The sequence below is a fragment of the Labrys sp. E2SS-1L genome, assembly GCF_057073705.1.
Map to the genome: position 1 here is coordinate 116129 of NZ_CP172713.1, position 22747 is coordinate 138875.

Consider the following 22747-nt stretch of genomic DNA (forward strand, 5'->3'; position numbering starts at 1 on the left):
GGCCGGATTTCGCAACACTCGGGAGAGACACAATGAGCAATGGAAACCAAGTCCGCGTCCCCGATATCGGCGACTTCAAGGGCGTGCCCGTTATCGAGATCCATGTGAAGCCGGGCGACCAGGTCCAGGCCGACGATCCCCTGGTCTCGCTGGAATCCGACAAGGCGACGATGGAAGTGCCCGCGCCGGCGGCGGGCACGATCGCCGAGGTCACGGTCAAGATCGGCGACAAGGTCAGCGAAGGCGACGTCATCGTGACGATGGCCGGCGCGGCGGCAGCTGCTGCCCCGGCGGCGGCTCCCAGCGAGGCGCCCAAGGCGGCAGCGCCCGCACCCGCCGCCCAACCCGCCAGCGGCGGCAAGGGCGACATCCATGGCGAAGTCGTCGTGCTGGGCGGTGGTCCCGGCGGCTACACGGCCGCATTCCGGGCCGCTGACCTCGGCAAGCAGGTGGTGCTGATCGAGCGCTGGCCGCAGCTCGGCGGCGTCTGCCTGAATGTCGGCTGCATTCCCTCCAAGGCGCTGCTCCATGCCGCAAAGGTGATTTCCGAAAGCCAGGACATGGGAGCCCACGGTGTTACCTTCGCGGCGCCCGAGGTCGACATCGACAAGCTGCGCGGCTGGAAGGACAGCGTGATCAGGAAGCTGACGGGCGGCCTCGGCGGCCTCGCCAAGCAGCGCAAGGTCACCGTCGTCACCGGCACCGGCCGCTTCACCGCGCCCGACCGTATCGAGGTGCAAGGCGAGGACGGTACCAAGTCGGTCAGCTTCGAGCATGCCATCATCGCAGCCGGTTCGGAGCCGGTGGTGCTGCCCTTCATCCCGCAGGACGATCCGCGGGTGATCGATTCCACCGGTGCCCTGGCGCTTGATAACGTTCCCAAGCGCCTGCTCGTCGTCGGCGGCGGCATCATCGGGCTCGAAATGGCCACGGTCTACCAGGCATTGGGATCCAAGGTCACCATCGTCGAACTGATGGACCAGATCATCCCTGGCGCCGACAAGGACATCGTCACGCCGCTGATGAAGCGCGTCTCCAAGCAATTCGAGGCGATCCATCTCAAGGCCAAGGTCACCAAGGTCGAGGCCGGGCCGGACGGGCTGACCGTCTCGTTCGAGGGCGGCAGCGCCCCGGCGACCGATCGCTTCGACAAGATCCTGGTCGCGGTCGGCCGCCGCCCCAACGGGCGCCTGATCGGAGCGGAAAATGCCGGCGTCGCCGTTGATGAGCGTGGCTTCATTGCCGTCGACAAGCAGATGCGCACCAACGTCCCGCACATCTTCGCCATCGGCGATGTGGTCGGCCAGCCGATGCTCGCCCACAAGGCCGTGCATGAAGGCAAGGTCGCGGCCGAGAACGCGGCGGGACACAAGGCCTTCTTCGACGCCAAGGTGATCCCCTCGGTGGCCTATACCGACCCCGAGGTCGCCTGGGTCGGCCTGACCGAGAACGAGGCCAAGGCGCGCGGCGTCAAATATGGCAAGGGCGTCTTCCCCTGGGCCGCCTCTGGCCGCGCCCTCTCGCTCGGACGGGACGAGGGCATGACCAAGGTGCTGTTCGAGGAGGGTTCGGAGCGCATCATCGGCTGCGGCATCGTCGGCACCAATGCGGGCGATCTCATCGCCGAGGCCGCGCTCGCCATCGAGATGGGGGCGGATACGGTCGATATCGGCGCGACGATCCATCCCCATCCAACCCTGTCGGAAACGATCGGGATGGCCGCGGAGGCCTTCGAAGGCACGATTACCGACCTCTACATGCCCAAGAAGCGCTGAGACCATCGCAGTTGAAGCCAAGCCGGGCGTCCTGACCATGTCCTGACGGCCCGGTTCCCGCGCAAAGGCCCGCCTGAAAGGCGCCCGCTTGGGCGTCAACGGCGGAGTGCGCCCTGAAGACAAGGGCGGGAGCGGGCCGCAAGGCCCTTCCTGCCGAACGCATCGAGTTCAATCAATCGGAGGACGTCGTGGACGAGCAACTGGTCAAAGCTGCCCTGGATTACCATCGCTATCCCATTGCCGGAAAAATCACCGTCCTGCCGACCAAGGACATGACGACACAGCGCGACCTCGCTTTGGCCTATTCGCCCGGCGTCGCCGCGGCGTGCCTCGCCATCAAGGACGATCCGCAGGAAGCCTCCAGCCTGACGGCGCGCGCCAATCTGGTGGCCGTCATCTCCAATGGTACGGCCGTGCTCGGCCTCGGCAATATCGGGGCGCTCGCCGGCAAGCCGGTGATGGAGGGCAAGGGCTGCCTGTTCAAGAAGTTCGCCGGTATCGACGTGTTCGACATCGAGATCGACGAAACCGATCCCGACAAGCTGGTCGACATCATTGCCAGCCTCGAACCGACCTTCGGCGGGATCAATCTGGAGGATATCAAGGCGCCCGAATGCTTCATCGTCGAGACGAAGCTGCGCGAGCGCATGGGGATTCCGGTCTTCCATGACGACCAGCATGGCACGGCCATCGTCGCGGCCGCCGCGATCCTCAACGGCCTGGAAGTGGTCGGAAAGAAGATCGAGGACGCCAGGCTGGTCTGCTCGGGCGCCGGGGCTGCGGCTCTCGCCTGCCTCGATCTGCTCGTCCATCTGGGGCTGCGCAAGGAAAACGTCTTTGTCACCGACAGCAAGGGCGTCGTCTACAAGGGACGCACCGCCTCGATGGACGAGAGCAAGGCCCGCTATGCCCGCGAGACGCAGGCACGCACCCTCGCCGACATCGTGGAAGGCGCCGACATCTTCCTCGGCCTCTCGATGGCGGGTGTCCTCAAGCCGGAAATGGTGGCGGGCATGGCCGAGCGGCCGCTCATCCTGGCACTCGCCAATCCCGAGCCCGAAATCCGGCCCGAACTGGCCCGCGAGGTGAGGCCGGACGCCATCGTGGCGACCGGGCGGTCGGACTATCCCAACCAGGTCAACAACGTCCTGTGCTTCCCCTTCATTTTCCGGGGCGCGCTGGATGTGGGCGCACGCACCATCAACGAGGCGATGAAGCTGGCGGCCGTCCGCGCCATTGCCGAACTCGCGCGGGTCGAACAGTCCGATGTCGTGGCCGCCGCCTATGGCACCCATGATCTCAGCTTCGGTCCGGACTATCTCATTCCCAAGCCGTTCGATCCGCGGCTGATCGTCAAGGTGGCCTCGGCGGTAGCCGAGGCCGCCGTCGCCAGCGGCGTCGCGGTCAGGCCGATCGAGGATTTCGACGCCTACCGGCGTTCCCTCGAGCATTTCGTCTACACGTCCGGCACGGTGATGCAGCCGGTGTTCGCGGCGGCGGTCGAGGCCGGTGCCAAGCGCATCGCCTATGCCGAGGGCGAGGACGATCGGGTGCTGCGCGCAGCCCAGATCGCCCTCGACGAGCGTATCGCCTCGCCCGTCCTGATCGGGCGACCCGATGTCATTGCCCGCCGCGTGCAGGAACTGGGCCTGCGCATCCGGCCCGGCAAGGATGTCGAGGTCGTCGAGGTCGGCGACGATGCAGCCATGGGCGGCACCTCGACGGCAGCGCGGCTGCTGGCCGCAGGCGAGGTCGAGGGCATGCTGTGCGGCATGGCCGGCGCCTATGCCGATCACCTTGGCCCGATCGGCAGGATCGTCGGCCTGCGGGCGGATGCGCATGCCTTCGCCGCCATGGGTCTGCTGCAGCTGCCGCGCCACACGGTGTTCGTCTGCGACCCCTTCATTCATCGCGATCCCTCGGCGGACGAAATCGCCGAGATGACGGTGCTCGCGGCTATGGAATTGCGCCGTTTCGGCCAGGTGCCTCGCGCGGCCTTGTTGTCCCATGCCGACGACGACGGCAGCGACGATCCATCGGTGCGCAAGATGCGCGCTGCGCTCGCGCGCATCCTGGAACTCGCGCCGGAGCTGGAGGTGGAGGGCGGATTGCAAGCCGATACGGCTCTCAGCCGTGCCGCCCTGGCCAGGGTCCGGCCCGGCACGCGGCTGACGGACGCTGCCAACCTCCTGGTCATGCCGAACCGGGATGCGGCCAACATCACCTTCAACGCCTTGAAGGTGATTGCGGGGCAGGGCGTCTCGGTCGGCCCCATCCTGCTGGGCGCGGCCAAGCCCGCCCATATCCTCACGCCGGCGACGACGGTGCGCGGCATCGTGAACATGACCACGCTGGCGGCGGCGGCAGGGTAGGGCGCCGCACGGTCATCGCAGTCGTTCACTCTCTTGATTTTTCAGAGTTTGTGCTGCCCCTCGCCCCGCTCCTTGCGGGGAGAGGGGCAAGGGTGAGGGACGACGCACCCCTTCAAAAACGAAGCCTCCCGTCGCGGGTAGCGGCGGGAGGCCTGGAATTCAGCCGATCCACGAAAGACCAATCAGGGCAGGCGGATCTCGTAAGGCTCGGGGAAGTGGAATTCCTCGAGATTGTTGCCGTCCCCCGCCCGGTCGACGACGAGGAAATCCTGCGGCTCGTCGAGCGGCGTCAGCACGCCATGCCAGAGATTGGCCGGATAGTTCACGCCCTGGCCCGGGCTGGTCAGGAAGACGCGGGGCGTTCCCGGTCGGCCGCCCTCATCCGGCGCGACCACCACCAGGAAGGGGCGCGGTGACAGGGGGAAGAAGGCCTGGCTGCCGAAAGGATGACGTTCCACCATCGTAAGCGTCAAGGGCAGGGCATAGGGCGTGCCCTTGAAGATGTTGATGATGACATGGCCGCCCGGCCCCCTGGCTTCGGCCCGGGCGAGGGCGTGGTAACGCTCGCAGCGCCCGCCATTGATCGGATAATGAGCGGCACCGTCGGTCTCGATCACCTCGCCGAAAGGCGCGAAGGCCTCGCGGGTGAGGGGCTCGACGAGAAGGATGCTCATCGCCGCAATTCCCCGCCGAGCTTCATGTGGCGGTTGACGTCCTTGTAGAGCAAATAACGGAAATTGCTGGGGCCGCCGGCATAGCAGGCCTGCGGGCAGAAGGCGCGCAGCCACATGAAATCGCCGGCCTCGACCTCGACCCAGTCCTGGTTGAGCCGATAGACTGCCTTGCCTTCCAGGACATAGAGCCCGTGCTCCATGACGTGGGTCTCGGCGAACGGAATGACCGCGCCCGGCGCCAGCGTCACGATGGTCACATGCATGTCATGGCGCATGTCCTCGGGATCGACGAAGCGCGTGGTCGCCCAGCGGCCCTCGGTATCCGGCATCGGGCTGGGCGCAATGTCGCGCTCATTGGCAAAGATCGGCTCGGGCTTTGCTATGCCGGCGACGTGCTCGTAGCTCTTGCGGACCCAATGGAAGCGGACGAGCTTGTCGCTCTGGTTGCGCACGCGCCAATCGCTGCCGCAGGGAATATAGGCGTAGCCGCCCGGCGTCATCGTATGGGCCTTGCCGTCGAGCGTAACCGTCAGCTCGCCTTCGACGACGAACAGCACGCCCTGTGCGCCCTCGTCCAGTTCCGGCTTGTCGCTGCCGCCACCCGGGGCGACTTCCACGATGTATTGGGAAAAGGTTTCGGAGAAGCCGGAGAGCGGGCGAGCGATCACCCAGCAACGAGTCTTGTCCCAAAGCGGCAGATAGCTCGTCACGATGTCGCTATAGACACCTTTGGGGATGACGGCATAGGCCTCCGTGAATACGGCACGGCCTGTCAGGAGTTGAGTTTGAGGAGGCAGCCCGCCAGTCGGGGAAAAATACGATCGGACTGTCATTATTCTATCCTTAGACCCGTTAGTTGATATTTATTATACTTCAGAATTTGCGTTACTTGGGAACGATATCTGCCGATGATGCTTTGAACTACGTTCGAAGCATCTTGATCGCGGACGCGTAAACAAGCGCATACCAATGGTTCGTAATCCGAATATCGGGCAAATGCGAGTCGTCCGTTGCAAAATCCCGACGAATTTCACGATATGGAATCTGCAAGATCATGCGAAGTCGAACCCTTTCCCAATGAAGCATTCTGAGTAACCATAATAGAAATCAACAGGCTCGACCCACAGCATCGAGCGTATTCCGGTGTTGGGAGGCTGGGTCGTCGCAGCCGATCGTCTGTCTGCCGGCATATGGGCGTCCATGAAGAGGCGCGACACGCCGGCATCTCTTGCCCACGCAGGGCTGGCACTGGACAGCCGGCCCTGCGGGCCCCGGTCCTGACCCGCCTCGGGTCGGTGACGGACCGATAAACAAGAACGCGTGAAGGAGGAAACCGGCTTGAGTTCCACATCGATCGGCACGGCTGCCCCAGCTTTGCAGCGCCCTGAAGACGAGAATCTGGGCATCGGCGCCAACCTGGCCTATGGCCTGCAGCACGTCCTGACCATGTATGGCGGCATCGTTGCCGTGCCGCTGATCGTCGGCCAGGCGGCCGGGCTGGCGCCCGAGGAGGTCGGCATGCTGATCACTGCCTCGCTGTTCGCGGGGGGCCTTGCCACCATCCTGCAGACCCTGGGCCTGCCCCTGTTCGGCTGCCGCCTGCCTTTGGTGCAGGGCGTCTCCTTTGCCGGCGTCGCCACCATGGTGGCCATCGTCGTCAGCCCCACCGGCGGCGGCCTGCCGGCCGTGCTCGGCGCGGTCATGGCCGCCTCCCTGCTCGGGCTTCTGATCACCCCGGTCTTCTCCAAGATCACCCAGTTCTTCCCGCCCCTGGTCACCGGCATCGTCATCACCACCATCGGCCTCACCCTGATGCCGGTGGCGGCACGCTGGGCCATGGGCGGCAATCCCAAGGCCCCCGATTTCGGCAGCATGCCCAATATCGCGCTCGCCGGTGCCACGCTCGGCATCGTGCTGCTCCTGAGCAAGCTCGGCAACGCTGCGATCTCGCGCCTGTCGATCCTGCTCGCCATGGTGATCGGCACCGCCATCGCCATGGCCTTCGGCATGACCGATTTCTCCAAGGTCGCCAGCGGCCCTACCGCGGCCCTGCCCAGCCTGTTCCATTTCGGCTGGCCGACCTTCCAGATCGCCGCCGTCGTCTCGATGTTCATCGTCATCATCGTCACCCTGGTGGAAACCTCGGCCGACATCCTGGCCGTCGGCGAGATCATCGGCACCAAGGTCGACTCGCGCCGCCTCGGCGACGGCCTGCGCGCCGACATGCTCTCCTCGACCCTGGCACCGATCTTCGGCTCCTTCACCCAGAGCGCCTTTGCCCAGAATGTCGGCCTGATCGCCGTCACCGGCATCAAGAGCCGCTTCGTGGTCGCCACCGCCGGCCTCATCCTGGTGACGCTCGGCCTGCTGCCGGTGATGGGGCGGGTGATCGCCGCCGTGCCGCCCGCGGTGCTGGGCGGCGCCGGCATCGTGCTGTTCGGCACCGTGGCGGCCAGCGGCATCCGCTCGCTCTCCAAGGTCGACTACACCAACAACATGAACCTCATCATCGTGGCGACCTCGATCGGCTTCGGCATGATCCCGATCGCCGCACCCCAGTTCTACGAGCACTTCCCGTCCTGGTTCGTCACCATCTTCCATTCCGGCATCAGCTCGGCCGCGCTGATGGCGATCACGCTGAACCTGGTGTTCAACCATTTCAGGGCCGGCAATTCCGACCAGCAATCGGTGTTCGTCGCCGGCATGGAGCGCACTCTGCGCTACCAGGACATCTCGATGCTGCATGAGGGCGACTATTTCCTCAACGGCAAGCTCTATGATGCCAACGGCAGCGAGGTGAAGGTCGAGGGACCGGGCCACCATTGAGGGAGAGCCGTGGGTTTATGCATGCCCGCCGGCATGTTGGTGATGATGGCGCGGTAGCAACGGCTTGATGAACGGAGTCCCATCGTGAAATCCGTTCCGTCTCGCGCCCGCCTCGAAATGCGCTGGACGCACGGGGCAAGGCCGCCTTCTCGGAGGCAATCATCGGTCCCTCACGTCGGGACGCGGTGATGGGAGCGTGCGGGGCGGCCCTGTTTCCTATCAAGGGCCGCTTGCCGCGTGGGCAGCACCGCCCCCGAGCCTGGATTTCCAACCTCCGGAGCAAACTCAGTGCTGGATAAAACCTGGGAGCAACATCATCGGCCACTTACAGCATCGTGCCCGATCTCCGACCCGATCACGATGCTGTAATTGATTGTTGCCGCATCGTCTCTGCCGGAAACCGGAACCCACTTTTCGGCACGACGCTCTCGTCAAACTTGCTACGCCTGCGTCTCCGCCAGGCGGCAACTCCCGGTTCAAGACAACGACTAAACGATGTTTGTCTGTCCCTATACAAGCACCTTGGAGAGAAAGGCTTGCGTTTGTGGATGGCATGGGTTGCCCAGTACATCCCCGGGCTTACCTTCTTCGATGATCTCGCCGCCGGCCATGAAGACGATATGATCAGCCACTTCACGGGCGAAGGCGATCTCGTGGGTCACCACGATCATCGTCATGCCGCTTTGGGCAAGATCGCGCATCACGTCCAGCACATCGGAGACCAGTTCGGGGTCCAGGGCGCTGGTGGGTTCGTCGAACAGGATGAGCTTGGGCTGCATGGCGAGGGCGCGCGCAATCGCGACACGTTGCTGCTGCCCGCCGGACAGCTGGCGGGGGTAGGCGTTGACCTTCTCAGCCAGTCCGACGCGCTTCAGGATGGCGTGGGCGCGCTCCCTCACATCCTCGCGCGGTTCCCGCTTCACCCCGATCGGTCCCTCCATGATGTTCTGGAGAACCGTCATGTGCGGGAACAGATTGAAGTGCTGGAACACCATGCCGATATGGATGCGCTGGCGCGCTATCTCATGCTCGTGCATTTCCTGGAGGTAGCCCTTGTGCTCCCTGTAGCCGATCAGCTCGCCATCCACGCGGATGCGGCCCTTGTCGATACGCTCGAGATGGTTGATGCAGCGCAGGAAGGTGCTTTTGCCGGAACCGGATTGGCCGAGCAGGCACATCACCTGGCCGTTCGAAACGGACAGGTTTATTCCCTTGAGAACCTCCAGGGCGCCGAATGACTTCCGCACGCCGGTCGCCTGCACCATGATCTTGGCCGGCGGCTTTGGTTGAAAGGTCATGGCGTGCTCCCTTTCTCGCCAGGATCGAGCCGGCTGTTGCGCGACAGCCCGAAGAACGCGCTGATGCTTTGCAGGGGTGTTGGAGGGAGGTTGCGGCTGCTGCCGCGGGCGTAGTGGCGCTCGATGTAATACTGGATGCCGCTCATCACCGAAACGATGATCAGGTACCAGATGACCGCCACCAGCAGCAGCGGAATGGTCTCGAACGTGCGCGTATAGATCGTCTGGGCGGCGAAGAGCAGTTCGGGGACGGCGATGATGCTGACCAGGGCCGACATCTTCAGCATGTTGATGGTGTCATTGCCGAGCGGCGGGATGATGACGCGCATCGCCTGCGGCAGTATCACCCGCCGCAGCAGCCGCCCGCGCGACATGCCGATGGACTGGGCCGCTTCCGTCTGGCCGTGATCGATGGAAATGATGCCCGCGCGGATGATCTCCGCGCTATAGGCGGCTTCGTTCAGGCCGAGCCCGAGGATTGCCGCCACATAGGGCGTGATCAGCACATTGGCATCCAGCTCGACGAAGTCGGGACCGATGAACGGGATGCCCAGCGAGATATGGGGAAACAGGGCCGACAGATTGTACCAGACCAGCAATTGCACCAGCAGCGGCGCTCCGCGGAAGAACCAGACGAAAAGCCATGATGCACCCGACAGGATGGGGTTCGGCGATAGCCGCATGACCGCCAGCATCACGCCCAGCGCGACACCCATCACCATGGCGATGGCCGTCAGCTCGAGAGTACGCCATACGCCCAGCAAGATCGTCTGCGAGGTGAAGTACTGACCGACCACGGCCCATTCGAACCGCGGGTTGGTGAAGAGCGTGTGCACCAGCATCGCCGCCAGAAGGGCGACGAAGGCGATGGCCACCCAGCGCCAGGGATGACTGGCCGGCCTGATGGCCAGGTCGATCGTGGGATCGACATCCGCTCCCTTCGGACGGGTCTCGTTGACCGACATGGCTGGCTCCCGAAGTTGCGGCTGCTGGGTGGCGACCTCCATCCCTTATTGGCCGTCGTTGATCGTGGCCGTCTTGATGGCGCCGACCTCCTGTCCCCACTTGGCCAGGATCTTGCCGTAGGTGCCTTCGTCGATCAAAGCCTGCACAGAGGCCTGGAGGGCCTTGGCCAGTTCGTCGGAACCCTTGGGCAGCACCAAGCCGTAGCGACGCGGTGCATAGGAAGTGCCCGGCACCTCGAAGGAGCCTTTGTGCTGCTGCGCAATATAGGCGCCGGCAGCGGTGTCAATCATGGCCACGTCGGCCCGGCCCGCCTGCAAGGCCAGGACGATCTGGCTGGTGCCGGGCAGGATCTTGGCGCTGACTTCCGGCTTGCCGGCCTTCACGCAGTCGTCCGAAGCCTTCTTGGCATCGTCGATTTCCGTGGTGCCCTTGTCGATTGCGACGGAGATGCCGCAGATATCGGCCAGGCTATGGATGTTCTTGGGGTTGCCTTGCTTGACCAGGAAACCGCCACCCGAGGTGAAATAGTCGACGAAATCGACCTTCTTGCGTCGTTCCTCGGTGTCGGTCATCGCCGACATCGCCATGTCGTAGCGGTTGGCCGCGAGAGCCGGGATGATGGCGTCGAAGCTCATATGCTGGAATTCGAGCTTGACGCCGAGCTTCTGCCCGATCGCTTCTGCCAGATCCTTGTCGAGGCCGATGATGGTGGTGTTGTCGGTGTCGAAATATTCGAACGGCGGATATTCGACGTTGCTGGCGACCCTTATCTGGCCAGCTTCCTTCAATTTGGCGGGCAGCATGGCCTGGATCTTGGGATCTGCCTTGGTCGCAATGGCGGTATCGGCATGAGCCGTACCTACGAGCATTGCTCCGACCAGGAACAACGCGGCTGCGGTCGCCGAGGCCGACCGAGCGTGACGACGACGTTCATTGCCCATGCATTGAGTCCCCTGTTTATCGCGAGGGCCACATTGACGTGGTCTCGAAGCTCGCGGATTTTGGTTCTGGATGGTTTGGTGATTAGATGTATATACTAGCTTATACAACTTGCCGAAGCCGTTTTTGTCAAGCGCGATCCGTCCTTGAGGTCCCGGGGAGCGCCCTTCGGTAGCGAGATGGGATCGGTTGGCGCTCCGGCTCTTCTCGACACGGCGGCGTATCGGGACTGGCGGGCATTTCGTTTTACTATATAGCTATATACATTATTGGGAATGGTTGCCCATCGAGCGTGCCTTCGGGGAAGTGGTCGGTTCTCGGCTGCTGCCCCATGCGGCTTGTATTAACATGTAGACCTGTTTGATTCAGACGCATTGGCACATGGCGAGATGAACAAGAAGAGAGATGGCGCCTTGAAGGAGATGCTCCGCGGCAACGGCGAGATCGGGGTCTCGCTGGGGCAGCAGGTGCGCAACCATATTCTGGCGAATATCAATTCGGGCGAATGGCAGGAAGGCTATCAAGTCCCGTCTGAATCGCGCCTTTCGGAACAGTTGGGCGCCTCGCGCATGACCGTCCATATTGCCATGCGCGACCTCGCCGCGGAGGGGGTGCTGGTGCGGCGGCAGGGGGCGGGCACCTTTGTCGCCGCCCGCCAAAGCCAATCCACCTTCCTGGAATTGCGCAACATCCATTCCGAGATCGAAGCGCGCGGGAACCGGCATACGACAGACGTCATCAAGATGGAGGAGGTCAACAGCGATCTCAATCTCGCGACCGAGCTCAATGTCGTGCCCGGTTCCACGGTATTTCACTCTCTGTTGGTTCACCGGGAAAACGGAAGACCGCTGCAAATTGAAGACAGATACGTAAACCCGCAGTTTTCTCCGGACTATCTGGAGCAGGATTTCACCAAAATCACGCCTTATGTCCACCTGATGGCCGTGGCTCCCCTGGAGGAGGTCGAGCATGTCATTCAGGCCGTCCTGGCCGATGAGTTCAGCTGCAAGCTGCTCGAAATGAAGCAGGGCGAACCGCTGCTTCTGCTGCGCCGGCGCACCTGGTCGCGCGGCATGATTGCCACCAGCGCGCGCTTCCTGCACCCGGGTCCTCGCTTCAGCCTTGCCGGGCGAATGCCTGTCGGACGCTGACGCGAGGGGGAGGCGGGTTTCCGGCGGGCCCAGCCTTGCCGTCCCTCCGCCGAAGGGCTTCGTCTGCCTTGACGGGGCTCGACATCTGAAGGATATTCAAGTTGCATATACAACTCTATATAACTTGGATGCCGACATGTTGGGGCCAATGTTTGCAATCGGCGATCAGGGAGCTGGCGTACCCAAGCCCAGCGCGCGGCTGACGGAATTGCCCGGCTATGGGCGCGGCCGGGCCGGGCCCGGCATCGCGTTCGCGCACCGGCTCGGTTCCAACGAGGCACCGGATCCACCGAGCGCGGCCGTCCAGGCCGCCGTGGCCAAGGCAATGACGGGCGCGCACCGCTATCCGGACTTGCGCGGCGAGACGCTGGCGGAGGCGCTGGCAAACCGGCATGGTCTGCCCGCCGACATGGTCGCGGTGTCGGCGGGCTCCGTCACCATGCTGGACCAGCTCATCCGCGCTTATTGCGATCCTGGCGACAGGGTGATCACGCCCTGGCGCTCCTATGAGGCCTATCCGATCATCGTCGGCGGAGCAGGCGCGCGCCTTGTGGAGGTGCCGCTTGACGGTCGTCACCGGCTGAATGCGGCAGCGATCCTCCAGGCCTGCAGATCCGAGGCGCGGGTGGTGATCGTCTGCAACCCCAACAATCCGACCGGCACCGTGCTGGCGCCGGACGAGTTGGAGGCGCTGCTGGATGCCATACCCGCGCAAACGCTCATCATCCTCGACGAGGCCTATGCCGACTATGCCGACGAGGCGGCGATGGTTGCAGCCTCGCCCGCGCGCCGCCTCGCCCGGCATCGGAACCTTGCCGTGCTGCGCACGTTTTCCAAAGCCTGGGGGCTTGCCGGCATGCGGGTCGGCTATTGCCTGGCGGATCGAAGCGTCATTGCAGCGGCCAATGCGGTCGCGCCGCCATTCCCGCTGCCGGCAACCGCGCAGGCGGCGGCGCTCGCGGCCCTTGCCGAGGAGGATGTGGTCGCGGCACGCATAGCTGCCAGCCTCGAGCAGCGAGGGCACATGTATGAGGGGCTTTCGGCCCTTGGATTCGAGGTCGCGCTCTCGCAGGCCAATTTCGTGTGGTTGGCGGTCGGCGCGGAAGCTGAGGCGCTGACTCTTCATTTGTCCGCGGCCGGGATTGCGGTGCGCTGTTTTCGCGGCGAGGGCGTGCGCGTCACGACGGGGACTGCGGCTGCCACCCAAGCCCTGTTGACGGCGGCGGCGTCCTGGCTGTCGAGGTGAAGGGCCGAGGGGAGAGCGACGATCGGCTGAGGCCACGGCGGGCGGCCGGGAACATCGGGATGCCGTTCGCTGGGAAGGGTTGATCTGCCCGATGCTGTTCACCAATGCGGCTATGGCGGGAGCGTCCTATCGACCATCGTGACCGCGACGGGATAGTCTTGCTCCGCCCGCGAGCCGTGGGCGCCTTCGTCCATTCCGCAGACGTCCTGCGGACAACATAGTCAGCGGAGTGCCATGTCGAGAGAAAGCACCCTTCCCAAGGCGTTCGTCCAGACCCTGCGAGAGCGGTTCGCGGATCGTTTCCAGACCGGGGCGGCCATATGTGCGCAACACGGTTCCACGACCACCTGGATCGAGAACCAGCCGCCGGATGGCGTGGTCTTCGCCGAGAATACGGCGGAGGTTGCCGATATCGTCGGACTGTGTGGCGAGGCGGGCGTGCCGGTCATCCCCTTCGGCGCGGGCAGCTCGCTCGAAGGCCAGCTCAATGCGCCAAGAGGCGGTATATCCGTCGACCTGACGCGGATGGACCGCATTCTTGCGGTCAACGCCGAAGACATGGACTGCGTGATCCAACCGGGTGTGACACGCAGCCGCCTGAACGACTATCTGCGCGATACCGGCCTGTTCTTCCCTCTCGATCCCGGCGCCGATGCGACTCTCGGCGGTATGGCCGCCACCCGCGCTTCGGGCACGACCGCGGTGCTCTATGGCACCATGAAGGACGCGGTGCTGTCACTCGAGGCCGTGATGCCGGACGGCCGGGTGATCCGCACCGGCCACCGGGCGCGCAAGAGTGCGGCGGGCTACGATCTGACCAGGCTGCTGGTCGGTTCCGAAGGCACGCTCGGCATCATCACAGAGCTGACGGTTCGGTTGCGAGGCATTCCCGAGGCGGTGTCGGCGGCCCGCTGCTCCTTCCCCACCGTCGAAGATGCCAGCAATGCCGTTATCAGCGGCCTTCAATTCGGCCTGCCCTTTGCGCGGATCGAGCTGTTGGACGCAACCACGGTCAAGGCGGTCAATGCCCATTCGCAGCTGAACCTGCCGGAGACGCCGCTGCTGCTGGCCGAATTCCACGGCACGCCGGACACGGTCGCTGAATTGTCGGTGCGTTTCGGGGACATCGCCCGCGAGCACGGCGCCACCGCACTGGACTGGACGACCGATCCGCAGGAACGGACGCGGTTGTGGAAGGCGCGCCACGACCTGTTCTGGGCGGTCCTGGGCCTGCGGCCCGGCGCCAAGGGCATCAGCACCGATGTCTGCGTGCCGATCTCGCGACTGGCCGAATGCATCGGCGCGGCGGCCGAGAAAGCCCAATCACTGAGGCTGCTCGCTCCGATTGCGGGGCATGTCGGCGACGGCAATTTCCACAATCTGATCGTGCTCGATCCGGAGAACCCGGCAGAGCGGGCCGCTGCCAAATCCTATATCGGCTGGCTGAACGAGCTGGCTCTTTCCATGGAAGGAACCTGCACGGGCGAACATGGCGTGGGGCAGGGCAAGCGTTCCTATATGGAGCGCGAGATGGGCCCGGCACTGGATGTGATGGCGGCCATCAAGGCGGCGATCGATCCGAAGAACATCATGAACCCGGGAAAGATCCTGCCTGAACGCTTCGAAGCGCAAAGCTAGCGGATCGTGTGGGGAAGGGATGAAATTTCAAAAAATAGCGCAAGAATAAGAGCTTACGGCATCAATTTCGATTTGAACCCCAAGTTAGATTCTGTAGCGCCGCTCTGAGTGGTGCAGAGCGGCCCGTTCATTCGCGGCTGAACGCCTCGACAATGGCTTGCGAGGCGGGATTCAGGATCGCGCTCTTCGCACCGTCGAGCGGGCAGGCGAGGATGACCGGCTCCCGGGCGAAATCCTCGGCGATCGGCACACTGGCCAGGGGAGTCCCGTCATAGGCACAGCTGCTTTTCGATCCTGCATAGGTGATGCCGATGCCATCGCCATGGGCGGCCAGGCTGCGCATGACCTCGAGTGCCTGCACCCTGTGGCGAACGACCGGCTCCGCGCCGATCCGCCGGAAGAGGCCCAGGACGTGTCTTACCGACAGGCCTTCCTCGAAGAGGATCAGCGCGCGTTGGCCGAGGTCACGGAGGCTGACCTCCTGCAAGCCGGCAAGGGGGTCGTCGACGCGCATCAAGGCGTGGGGCTGGATGGACGCGAGCGGTCGGCGCAGGAAGCTTGCGTCGAGACCAAGGTCGAACGTCACGGCCAGGTCGATGCGCGATTGCAGCATGTCGCGGGCGAGCGTCTCGAAATCGGCGATGCGATAGCGGATCTCGGCGCCCGGCAGCTTGCTGCGCAGGGCGTTGAGCAGGCGGCCGATATGAAGCGGCGCCAGATCCTCGAACAGCCCCAGTGTCAGGCGGCCGGCAGTAGCGCGTTGGTTGCGGGCGGGATCATCCAACTGCCGGGCGAGGGAGATGATCTCCTCGACCTGGGCAAGATAATCCCGGCCGAAATCGGTCAGCTCGACCGGGGCACCCCGGCGCCGGATGAAAAGCTTGCGCGCCAGGCGCCGCTCGACCTGCGTGATGGCGACCGAAAGCGAGGGCTGCGATACGTTGAGCTGCGAGGCGGCGGCCGAAAGACTGCCTGAGTGGGCCACGGCGGAAACATACTCGAACTGGCGAAGCGTGAGATATAGCATGAGCCTAAGAGTAGTTTAGATACTTATTATTTGAAACTATAAACGATTGCCTGTTTGCTCGTGCCGTCAAGCAGGGAGGAACGCAATGACACATCCGCTCGTCACGCAGGAACAGATCGAGGCCTATCAGCGCGACGGCGTCGTGCTGGTGCGCGGATTGTTCAAGGATCACGTGGAGAGACTGCGGGCGGGTGTGGCCCGCAACATGGCCGAGCCCAGCCAATATGGCGCCGAGAACCTCAAGCCCGGCGAGGCTGGTCGCTTCTTCGACGACTATTGCAATTGGGAGCGCATCCCCGAATTCGAGACCGTGATCCGTCACTCCGCAGCCGGCGAGGTCGCGGCGGACCTGATGGGGGCGAATTCGGTCCAGGTCTTCCACGACCATGTCCTGGTCAAGGAACCCGGCACATCGAAGCCGACGCCCTGGCACCAGGACGGTCCCTATTATTTCGTCGAGGGGACGCAGACGGTCAGCTTCTGGTCGCCGCTGGATCCGGTGCGCGAAGCGTCGCTGCGCTGCGTCGCCGGCTCGCATCGCTGGCCGAAGCCGGTCCTGCCGACGCGCTGGCTCTCGGAAGAGAATTTCTACGCCGACAGCGATGCCTATATCCCCGTACCCGATCCCGATGCGGAAGGCATGGACATTCGCGAGTGGGAGATGGAGCCGGGCGATGCCGTCGCCTTCAACTACATGACGCTCCATGGCGCTCGCGGCAACAATGCCACAACACGCAGACGGGCGTTTTCCCTGCGCCTGGTGGGAGACGACGCTCGCTATGTCGAGCGGCCCGGCCGCACCTCGCCTCCCTATCCCGGCCACGGCATGTCGGCGGGCGAAAAGCTGCGCGAAGACTGGTTCCCGACGGTTTTCCAACGTGGAGCTACGCGCGACGTCGGCTGACACATCATCGAGGGGCGGGCCGGTGCCGGCTGTTTTTCCAGCGGGGGCCCTCTGCGGAAGACAACCGGCAATCAAGCGGTCATGGCGTTACAATAGAGGGTTTTCAAGGGAGTATGGGTTGCTGTGCCCTGAGCCCCCGCAACCCAATCAAATATGCACCAACCCCCGCGAGGTCTCATGATTCCGCGGGGTTCTGCTTTGTGAACACCGGTTTGTGCACAGGAAGGATCAATCACTGACCTCCCTGATTCAAATCGGGCGGCAGCTCCGAATGGCGCTACGCCTAAATATTTTCGCGCGTGTGAATGCCGAATGGCTCGCAATACGGCTTGGGCCCCTGCGCAGTCCTAGCCGTCGCAGTCACGGAATATAGTTGTGGGCCTTGTCCAGCCAGGGCGGATCTTCGGCATACATTTCCTGGATGAGCTTCTTGACCAGGTCGATATAGGGCGAGCTATCGCCGACCCTCTGGTTGAGGATGACGGGAGAACTGGCGTCCCTCTCCTCCAGCAGCCTGTAGTGCACGTCCGACCGCATCTGGCGGGCGGAGGCGGGCACGAGGCATAGGCCTGCATCCGCCGCGACCAGCCCGAGGGCCGCCTGGATTTCCCGCACCTCCTGAACCTCTGCGGGACGCGCATCATGGCCGTGCAGCAGGCCCAGAACATGGTCGGCATAGCTGGGGCGCGGTTCCTTGGGATAGACGATGATCTTCCGGTCCGCCAATGTCCTGATCGGTAGCGGTGCGTTGCTTTCGGCCAGCGGCGTGCCCTTGGGAATGGCGACGACCAGCCGTTCCTCGCGCAGCACGATGCCGGTGACATTGGGATCGCTGTGGCGAAGCCGACCGAAGCCGATGTCGATGCGGCCTTCCTTCAGGGCGGGGATCTGCTGCACCGACACCATTTCAAGGAGCTGGATGTCGAGCTGCGGTGCATGCTGGCGCAGCTTGCGCACGAGCGCGGGGAGGCCGCCATAGAGGGTGGAGGCGACGAAGCCGATGGAAAACACGCTGTTCTGGTTCAGCCCGACCCGGCGGGTTGCCGTCAGCATCTGGTCGACCCGGCCGAGAACCTGGAGGGACTGCTCGTAGAAGAGCCGGCCCGCATCCGTCAGGCGCACGGGCCGGCTCTTGCGGATGATCAGGGGCACGCCCAGTTCCTCCTCCAGCAGCTGGATCTGCCGGCTCAAGGGCGGCTGCGCCATGTGCAGGAGCTCGGCCGCGCGGGTGAAATTGCGCTCGCGTGCCACCGCCACGAAATAGCGGATCTGGCGAAGATCCATTTTACCCTCCCTCAGAGGTATGTTGCACTGCGGTAAGTGCCGTTATTCGAGGACTTTTCCCAGTACTATACCTACAAGGTATCATGTCCAACACAAATGGTGTTGGACGGGGCGTCATGGCTGCCGCAGGATCGCAGCATGAACACGGTTTTTGCCCCCCTCGCTCCGGCCACAGCGCTCGCTCCCATCGTCGAACGGATCGAGACACTGCTCGTCGACCTGCCCACCATCCGGCCGCACAAATTGTCGGTCGCCACCATGGACGGCCAGACCCTGATGCTGGTGAAGGTTCATTGCAGCGACGGGATCACCGGTATCGGGGAGGGCACGACGATCGGCGGGCTCGCCTATGGCGGAGAAAGCCCGGAGGGCATGAAGCTCGCCATCGACAGTTATTTTGCGCCGGTCATGATCGGTGAGGATGCGACCCGCGTGCAGGCCCTGATGGCCCGCCTCGGCAGGATGGTGAAGGAAAACCGCTTCGCCAAGAGCGCGGTGGAAACGGCCTTGCTCGATGCCCACGGCAAGCGCCTCGGCCTGCCGGTCAGCGAATTGCTCGGCGGGCGCCGCCGCGACCGGCTGCCGGTGGCCTGGACGCTCGCCTCCGGCGACACGGCCAGGGATATCGCCGAGGCCGAACATATGCTGGATCTGCGCCGGCATCGCATCTTCAAGCTGAAGATCGGCGCCAGGGGGCTGAAGGAAGACATCGCCCATGTCGCCGCGATCAAGCGGGCGCTCGGCGAGCGCGGCGCGGTGCGTGTCGACGTCAACATGGCCTGGAGCGAAACTGAGGCTGCCTTCGGCATGGCGGCACTGGCCGACGCCGGCTGTGAACTGGTGGAACAGCCCGTGGCCTCGGCCGCCGCCCTGGCCCGGCTGGTCCGTCGTTTCCCTGTGGCGCTGATGGCCGATGAAGCGCTGACGGGGCCGGAATCCGCCTTCGAGATCGCCAAGGCCGCCGGTGCCGACGTCTTCGCCGTCAAGATCGAGCAGAATGGCGGCCTCTACAACGCGCAGCGCGTCGCGGGCATCGCGGATGCAGCCGGTATCGGCCTGTATGGCGGCACCATGCTGGAAGGCCCGGTCGGCACCATCGCCTCGGCGCAGGTCTTCTCGACCTTTGCCGATCTGCAATGGGGCACCGAATTGTTCGGCCCGCTGCTGCTGACGCAGGAGATCCTGCGCCAGCCGCTCGATTACAGCGACTTCGAGCTGACGGTTCCGGACGGGCCCGGGCTCGGCATCGAACTGGACGAGGAACGCGTCGCCTTCTTCGCCCGCAACGGTCTGCGCAAGACGATCAGCGCCGGTTGAGGAGAGAGCCATGCTGTTCCACGTCAGGATGGATGTGAACATCCCCCACGACCTGCCCGCGAGTGAGGCGGCCGAGATCATCGCCAAGGAAAAGGCCTATTCGCAGGCACTGCAGCGCAGCGGCAAGTGGCGGCATATCTGGCGTATTGCCGGTGCCTACGCGAACTACAGCGTGTTCGATGTGAAGGACAATGCGGAACTGCACGAGATCCTCTCGGGTCTGCCGCTGTTCAAGTTCATGCGTATCGAGGTGGCGCCGCTGCTGCGGCACCCCTCCTCGATCCGCGACGGCGATGGCTGACATCACCGCGTCCGGGGCGACCACGATGACGAGGCCCCCATAAATTCAAAAGCAATAAATGGAGGATTGAAATGAGCGTGAAGATCTTCGCAAGGCCGGACATCCAGGATTTCCTGAAGGTCCTGAGCGGGCTCGACAAGGACGGCGGCAATCCGCGCGTCAAGCACATCGTCCATCGGATCATGTCGGACCTCTTCAAGGCGATCGACGATCTCGATATCACCCCGGACGAATACTGGACAGCCATCGCCTGGCTCAACGACATCGGCGCGGCCGGACAAGCGGGCCTGATTTCGCCTGGCCTCGGCCTCGATCACTTCCTCGACGAACGCCTCGACGCGATCGACGCAGAGCTCGGCATCGACAACCCGACACCACGCACGATCGAGGGACCGCTCTATGTCGCCGGAGCGCCGGTCTCACATGGCTTCGCCCGCCTCGACGACGGCACGGATACGAACGGCCACACGCTGATCATGCACGGCACCGTCCGCGGCGCCGACGGCCGGCCGCTGCCGGGGGCCACCGTCGAGGTCTGGCACTGCGACACCCGCGGCTTCTACTCGCATTTCGATCCGACCGGAAAGCAGGCGCCGTTCAACATGCGCCGCACCATCATTGCCGACGGCGAGGGCCGCTACAAATTCCGCAGCATCGTGCCGAACGGCTATGGCGTGCCGCCGGGCAGCCCGACGGAAAAGCTGCTCTCTGCCCTTGGCCGCCATGGCCAGCGCCCGGCCCATATCCACCTCTTCATCAGCGGCGAAGGCCATCGCAAGCTGACGACCCAGATCAACATCGAGGGCGATCCGCTGGTCAATGACGACTTCGCCTATGCCACCCGCGACGGCCTCGTTCCAGCCGTCGTCGAGCGGACGGACGCGGCCAGCATCGCGGCCAATGGGCTGGAGGGGCCCTTCGCCGAGATCATGTTCGACATCCATCTGACCGCACTGGTCGACGGCGTCGACAACCAGATCAACGACCAGCGCAAGCGCGCCGCAGCTTGATTGTTACTGGGCAGCGCGACCTCAACGGCAGGGTGAGCAAAGACTGCCTCGAAGACATCGCACTCTGCTCCAGTCTGCACAGACACCGGCGGCCCTGAGAGCCGTCCCACCCCGATCATCGACATCGTTGCAAGGGCCGCGCCGACCGCCGTCCCCTGCGGGAGAGAAGTCATGTCCGCAATCATCGACAAGGCCCGTGATCTCGATCATCTGCTCGCCACTGCCGTGCAGGATGATCACGAGGCCGGCGTGTTTCGCTGCCGCCGCGACATCTTCACCGACGCTGACCTGTTCGCGCTGGAGATGAAGCACATCTTCGAGAGCAATTGGGTCTATCTGGCCCATGAAAGCCAGATCCCCGACAACAACGACTATTACACCACCTCTATCGGCCGCCAGCCGGTGGTGATCACCCGCGACAAGACCGGCACGCTCAACGCCGTCATCAATGCCTGCGCGCATCGCGGGGCGATGCTCTGCCGTCGCAAGCACGGCAACAAGGGCAGCTTCACCTGCCCCTTCCACGGCTGGACCTTTTCCAACACCGGCAGGCTCCTAAAGGTGAAGGACGAAAAGACCACCCAATATCCCGAGCAGTTCGCCAAGAACGGCTCGCATGACCTGACGCGCGTCGCGCGCTTCGAGAATTATCGCGGCTTCCTGTTCGGCAGCCTGAAGGAGGACGTGGCACCGCTGACCGACTTCCTCGGGCAAGCGCGGATCATCATCGACCAGATCGTCGACCAGGCGCCGGACGGGCTGGAGGTGCTGCGGGGCAATTCCTCCTACATCTATGACGGCAACTGGAAGCTGCAGATGGAGAATGGCTGCGACGGCTACCATGTCTCCTCCGTCCACTGGAACTATGCCGCCACCATGGGCCGCCGCAGCGAGGAAGGCACCAAGGCGGTCGACGCCAATTCGTGGAGCAAATCGGTCGCCGGCGTCTATGGCTTCGAGAACGGCCACATCCTGTTGTGGACCAACACGATGAATCCGGAGGTCCGCCCGGTCTACGCCCAGCGCGAGAAGATCCGCGAGCGCGTCGGCGCCGACAAGGCCGATTTCATCATCAACCAGACCCGCAATCTGTGCGTCTATCCCAACCTCTTCCTGATGGATCAGTTCAGCACGCAGATCCGCGTGACGCGCCCCATCAGCGTCGACAAGACGGAGGTCAGCATCTTCTGCTTCGCCCCGAAGGGCGAGGGTGCGGAAGACCGGGCGCTGCGCATCCGCCAATACGAGGATTTCTTCAACGTCTCCGGCATGGGCACGGCCGACGATCTCGAGGAGTTCCGCGCCTGCCAGTCCGGCTATGCCGGTACGGCGGCGCTGTGGAACGACCTGTCGCGCGGTGCGCCGCTCTGGATCGACGGTCCCGACGACAATGCCAGGCGGATGGGCCTCGAGCCGCTGCTCTCGGGCGAGCGCAGCGAGGACGAGGGGCTGTTCGTCCGCCAGCACGAATATTGGGCGACGGTGATGCGCCAGGCGCTCGCTGCCGAGAGGAAGGGAGTGGTCGCATGAGCCTGTCCTACGATGCCGTCTGCGCCTTCCTGTTCCGGGAGGCGCGCCTTCTCGACGATCGCCAATGGGACGAATGGCTGACCTGCTATGCGCCCGACGTCATCTACTGGATGCCGGCCTGGGACGACGACGATGCGATCACCGAGGACCCGCATGCGCAGATCTCGCTGATTTACTATCCGAGCCGGGAAGGCCTGGAAGACCGCGTCTTCCGTATCAAGACCGAGCGGTCCGGCGCCTCGACGCCGGAGCCGCGCACCAGCCACAGCGTCATCAATGTCGAGGTGACGGCCGACCGGGGTGGCGAAGTGGACGTTCGCTACAATTTCCACACGCTCAACCACCGCTACAAGGTCACCGACCAGTTCTTCGGCACCATGTTCGTGACGCTGCGCCAGGATAGCGACAAGCTGCTGATCTCAAACAAGAAAATCGTGCTGAAGAACGACTATATCCGCCAGGTCATCGACGTCTACCACATCTGACGGC

The 22747-nt window shown here is 64.0% G+C and carries 19 protein-coding genes; 12 read left to right on the top strand and 7 right to left on the bottom strand.

Going from position 1 to position 22747, the window contains the following annotated elements; genetic code table 11:
• Positions 1–32: 32 nt before the first annotated feature.
• Complete coding sequence (lpdA, locus tag ACIGJE_RS26325; RefSeq protein WP_483680831.1) at positions 33–1775, top strand: dihydrolipoyl dehydrogenase; 1743 nt, start codon at positions 33–35, stop codon at positions 1773–1775.
• A 188-nt stretch (positions 1776–1963) separates the two neighbouring features.
• Positions 1964–4147 (top strand): NADP-dependent malic enzyme, encoded by a 2184-nt coding sequence (locus ACIGJE_RS26330; protein ID WP_483680833.1) that lies wholly within the window; start codon positions 1964–1966, stop codon positions 4145–4147.
• 182 nt (positions 4148–4329) lie between these two features.
• On the opposite strand, the gene ACIGJE_RS26335 is transcribed toward ACIGJE_RS26330, so the two are convergent.
• Complete coding sequence (locus ACIGJE_RS26335; protein WP_483680835.1) at positions 4330–4821, bottom strand: ureidoglycolate lyase; 492 nt, start codon at positions 4819–4821, stop codon at positions 4330–4332.
• Positions 4818–5654, bottom strand: a complete 837-nt coding sequence (locus ACIGJE_RS26340) for a bifunctional allantoicase/(S)-ureidoglycine aminohydrolase (RefSeq protein ID WP_367626327.1) — start codon at positions 5652–5654, stop codon at positions 4818–4820. Before ACIGJE_RS26340 ends, ACIGJE_RS26335 begins: the two co-directional genes overlap by 4 nt.
• 505 nt (positions 5655–6159) lie before the next feature.
• Here ACIGJE_RS26340 and ACIGJE_RS26345 point away from each other — a divergent pair.
• Complete coding sequence (locus ACIGJE_RS26345; protein ID WP_311940302.1) at positions 6160–7647, top strand: nucleobase:cation symporter-2 family protein; 1488 nt, start codon at positions 6160–6162, stop codon at positions 7645–7647.
• A gap of 509 nt (positions 7648–8156) precedes the next feature.
• Here ACIGJE_RS26345 and ACIGJE_RS26350 read toward each other — a convergent pair.
• From ACIGJE_RS26350 to ACIGJE_RS26360, 3 genes are read right to left on the bottom strand one after another with little or no spacing between them, the layout of a single operon-like run.
• Positions 8157–8945, bottom strand: coding sequence for an amino acid ABC transporter ATP-binding protein (locus ACIGJE_RS26350; RefSeq protein WP_415082278.1), 789 nt, complete (start codon positions 8943–8945; stop codon positions 8157–8159).
• The gene (locus tag ACIGJE_RS26355) at positions 8942–9910 is read right to left on the bottom strand and encodes an amino acid ABC transporter permease (RefSeq protein ID WP_415082276.1); all 969 of its coding nucleotides are present in this window, start codon (positions 9908–9910) and stop codon (positions 8942–8944) included. Before ACIGJE_RS26355 ends, ACIGJE_RS26350 begins: the two co-directional genes overlap by 4 nt.
• Before the next feature lie 45 nt (positions 9911–9955).
• A complete protein-coding gene (locus ACIGJE_RS26360; RefSeq protein ID WP_367625754.1) occupies positions 9956–10780 on the bottom strand; it encodes an ABC transporter substrate-binding protein in 825 nt (274 codons plus the stop codon).
• Positions 10781–11272: 492 nt separating this feature from the next.
• Between ACIGJE_RS26360 and hutC the strand changes: the two genes are divergently transcribed.
• The 3 genes from hutC to ACIGJE_RS26375 all read left to right on the top strand — a co-directional run bounded on the left by hutC (position 11273) and on the right by ACIGJE_RS26375 (position 14885).
• Positions 11273–12001: a histidine utilization repressor gene (gene hutC, locus ACIGJE_RS26365; RefSeq protein ID WP_483681181.1), complete on the top strand. Its 729-nt coding sequence runs from the start codon at positions 11273–11275 to the stop codon at positions 11999–12001.
• A gap of 136 nt (positions 12002–12137) precedes the next feature.
• Positions 12138–13247 carry an aminotransferase class I/II-fold pyridoxal phosphate-dependent enzyme gene (locus ACIGJE_RS26370; RefSeq protein WP_415082271.1) on the top strand — a complete coding sequence of 370 codons (1110 nt, stop codon included), beginning with the start codon at positions 12138–12140 and terminating at the stop codon, positions 13245–13247.
• A gap of 234 nt (positions 13248–13481) precedes the next feature.
• Positions 13482–14885, top strand: a complete 1404-nt coding sequence (locus tag ACIGJE_RS26375) for an FAD-binding oxidoreductase (RefSeq protein ID WP_367625756.1) — start codon at positions 13482–13484, stop codon at positions 14883–14885.
• 127 nt (positions 14886–15012) lie between these two features.
• Here ACIGJE_RS26375 and ACIGJE_RS26380 read toward each other — a convergent pair whose 3' ends face one another.
• Positions 15013–15912, bottom strand: a complete 900-nt coding sequence (locus ACIGJE_RS26380) for a LysR family transcriptional regulator (RefSeq protein WP_311944969.1) — start codon at positions 15910–15912, stop codon at positions 15013–15015.
• Positions 15913–15997: 85 nt separating this feature from the next.
• On the opposite strand from ACIGJE_RS26380, the gene ACIGJE_RS26385 reads away from it, so the two are divergent.
• Entirely contained in the window at positions 15998–16816 is an 819-nt protein-coding gene (locus tag ACIGJE_RS26385) for a phytanoyl-CoA dioxygenase family protein (protein WP_394315311.1), read from the top strand.
• 360 nt (positions 16817–17176) lie between these two features.
• On the opposite strand, the gene ACIGJE_RS26390 is transcribed toward ACIGJE_RS26385, so the two are convergent.
• Positions 17177–18100: a LysR substrate-binding domain-containing protein gene (locus tag ACIGJE_RS26390; protein WP_311944966.1), complete on the bottom strand. Its 924-nt coding sequence runs from the start codon at positions 18098–18100 to the stop codon at positions 17177–17179.
• Between the two features lie 138 nt (positions 18101–18238).
• Here ACIGJE_RS26390 and ACIGJE_RS26395 point away from each other — a divergent pair, with 138 nt between their 5' ends.
• From ACIGJE_RS26395 to benB, 5 genes are all read left to right on the top strand, one after another.
• Positions 18239–19417: a muconate/chloromuconate family cycloisomerase gene (locus ACIGJE_RS26395; RefSeq protein WP_415082266.1), complete on the top strand. Its 1179-nt coding sequence runs from the start codon at positions 18239–18241 to the stop codon at positions 19415–19417.
• A gap of 10 nt (positions 19418–19427) precedes the next feature.
• Positions 19428–19718, top strand: a complete 291-nt coding sequence (gene catC, locus ACIGJE_RS26400; RefSeq protein WP_149250260.1) for a muconolactone Delta-isomerase — start codon at positions 19428–19430, stop codon at positions 19716–19718.
• A 71-nt stretch (positions 19719–19789) separates the two neighbouring features.
• Positions 19790–20728, top strand: a complete 939-nt coding sequence (gene catA, locus ACIGJE_RS26405) for a catechol 1,2-dioxygenase (protein ID WP_415082264.1) — start codon at positions 19790–19792, stop codon at positions 20726–20728.
• A 171-nt stretch (positions 20729–20899) separates the two neighbouring features.
• Entirely contained in the window at positions 20900–22258 is a 1359-nt protein-coding gene (locus ACIGJE_RS26410) for a Rieske 2Fe-2S domain-containing protein (protein WP_415082262.1), read from the top strand.
• Positions 22255–22743, top strand: a complete 489-nt coding sequence (gene benB / locus ACIGJE_RS26415; RefSeq protein ID WP_415082260.1) for a benzoate 1,2-dioxygenase small subunit — start codon at positions 22255–22257, stop codon at positions 22741–22743. The genes ACIGJE_RS26410 and benB overlap by 4 nt, the downstream gene beginning before the upstream one ends.
• Positions 22744–22747 lie beyond the last annotated feature (4 nt).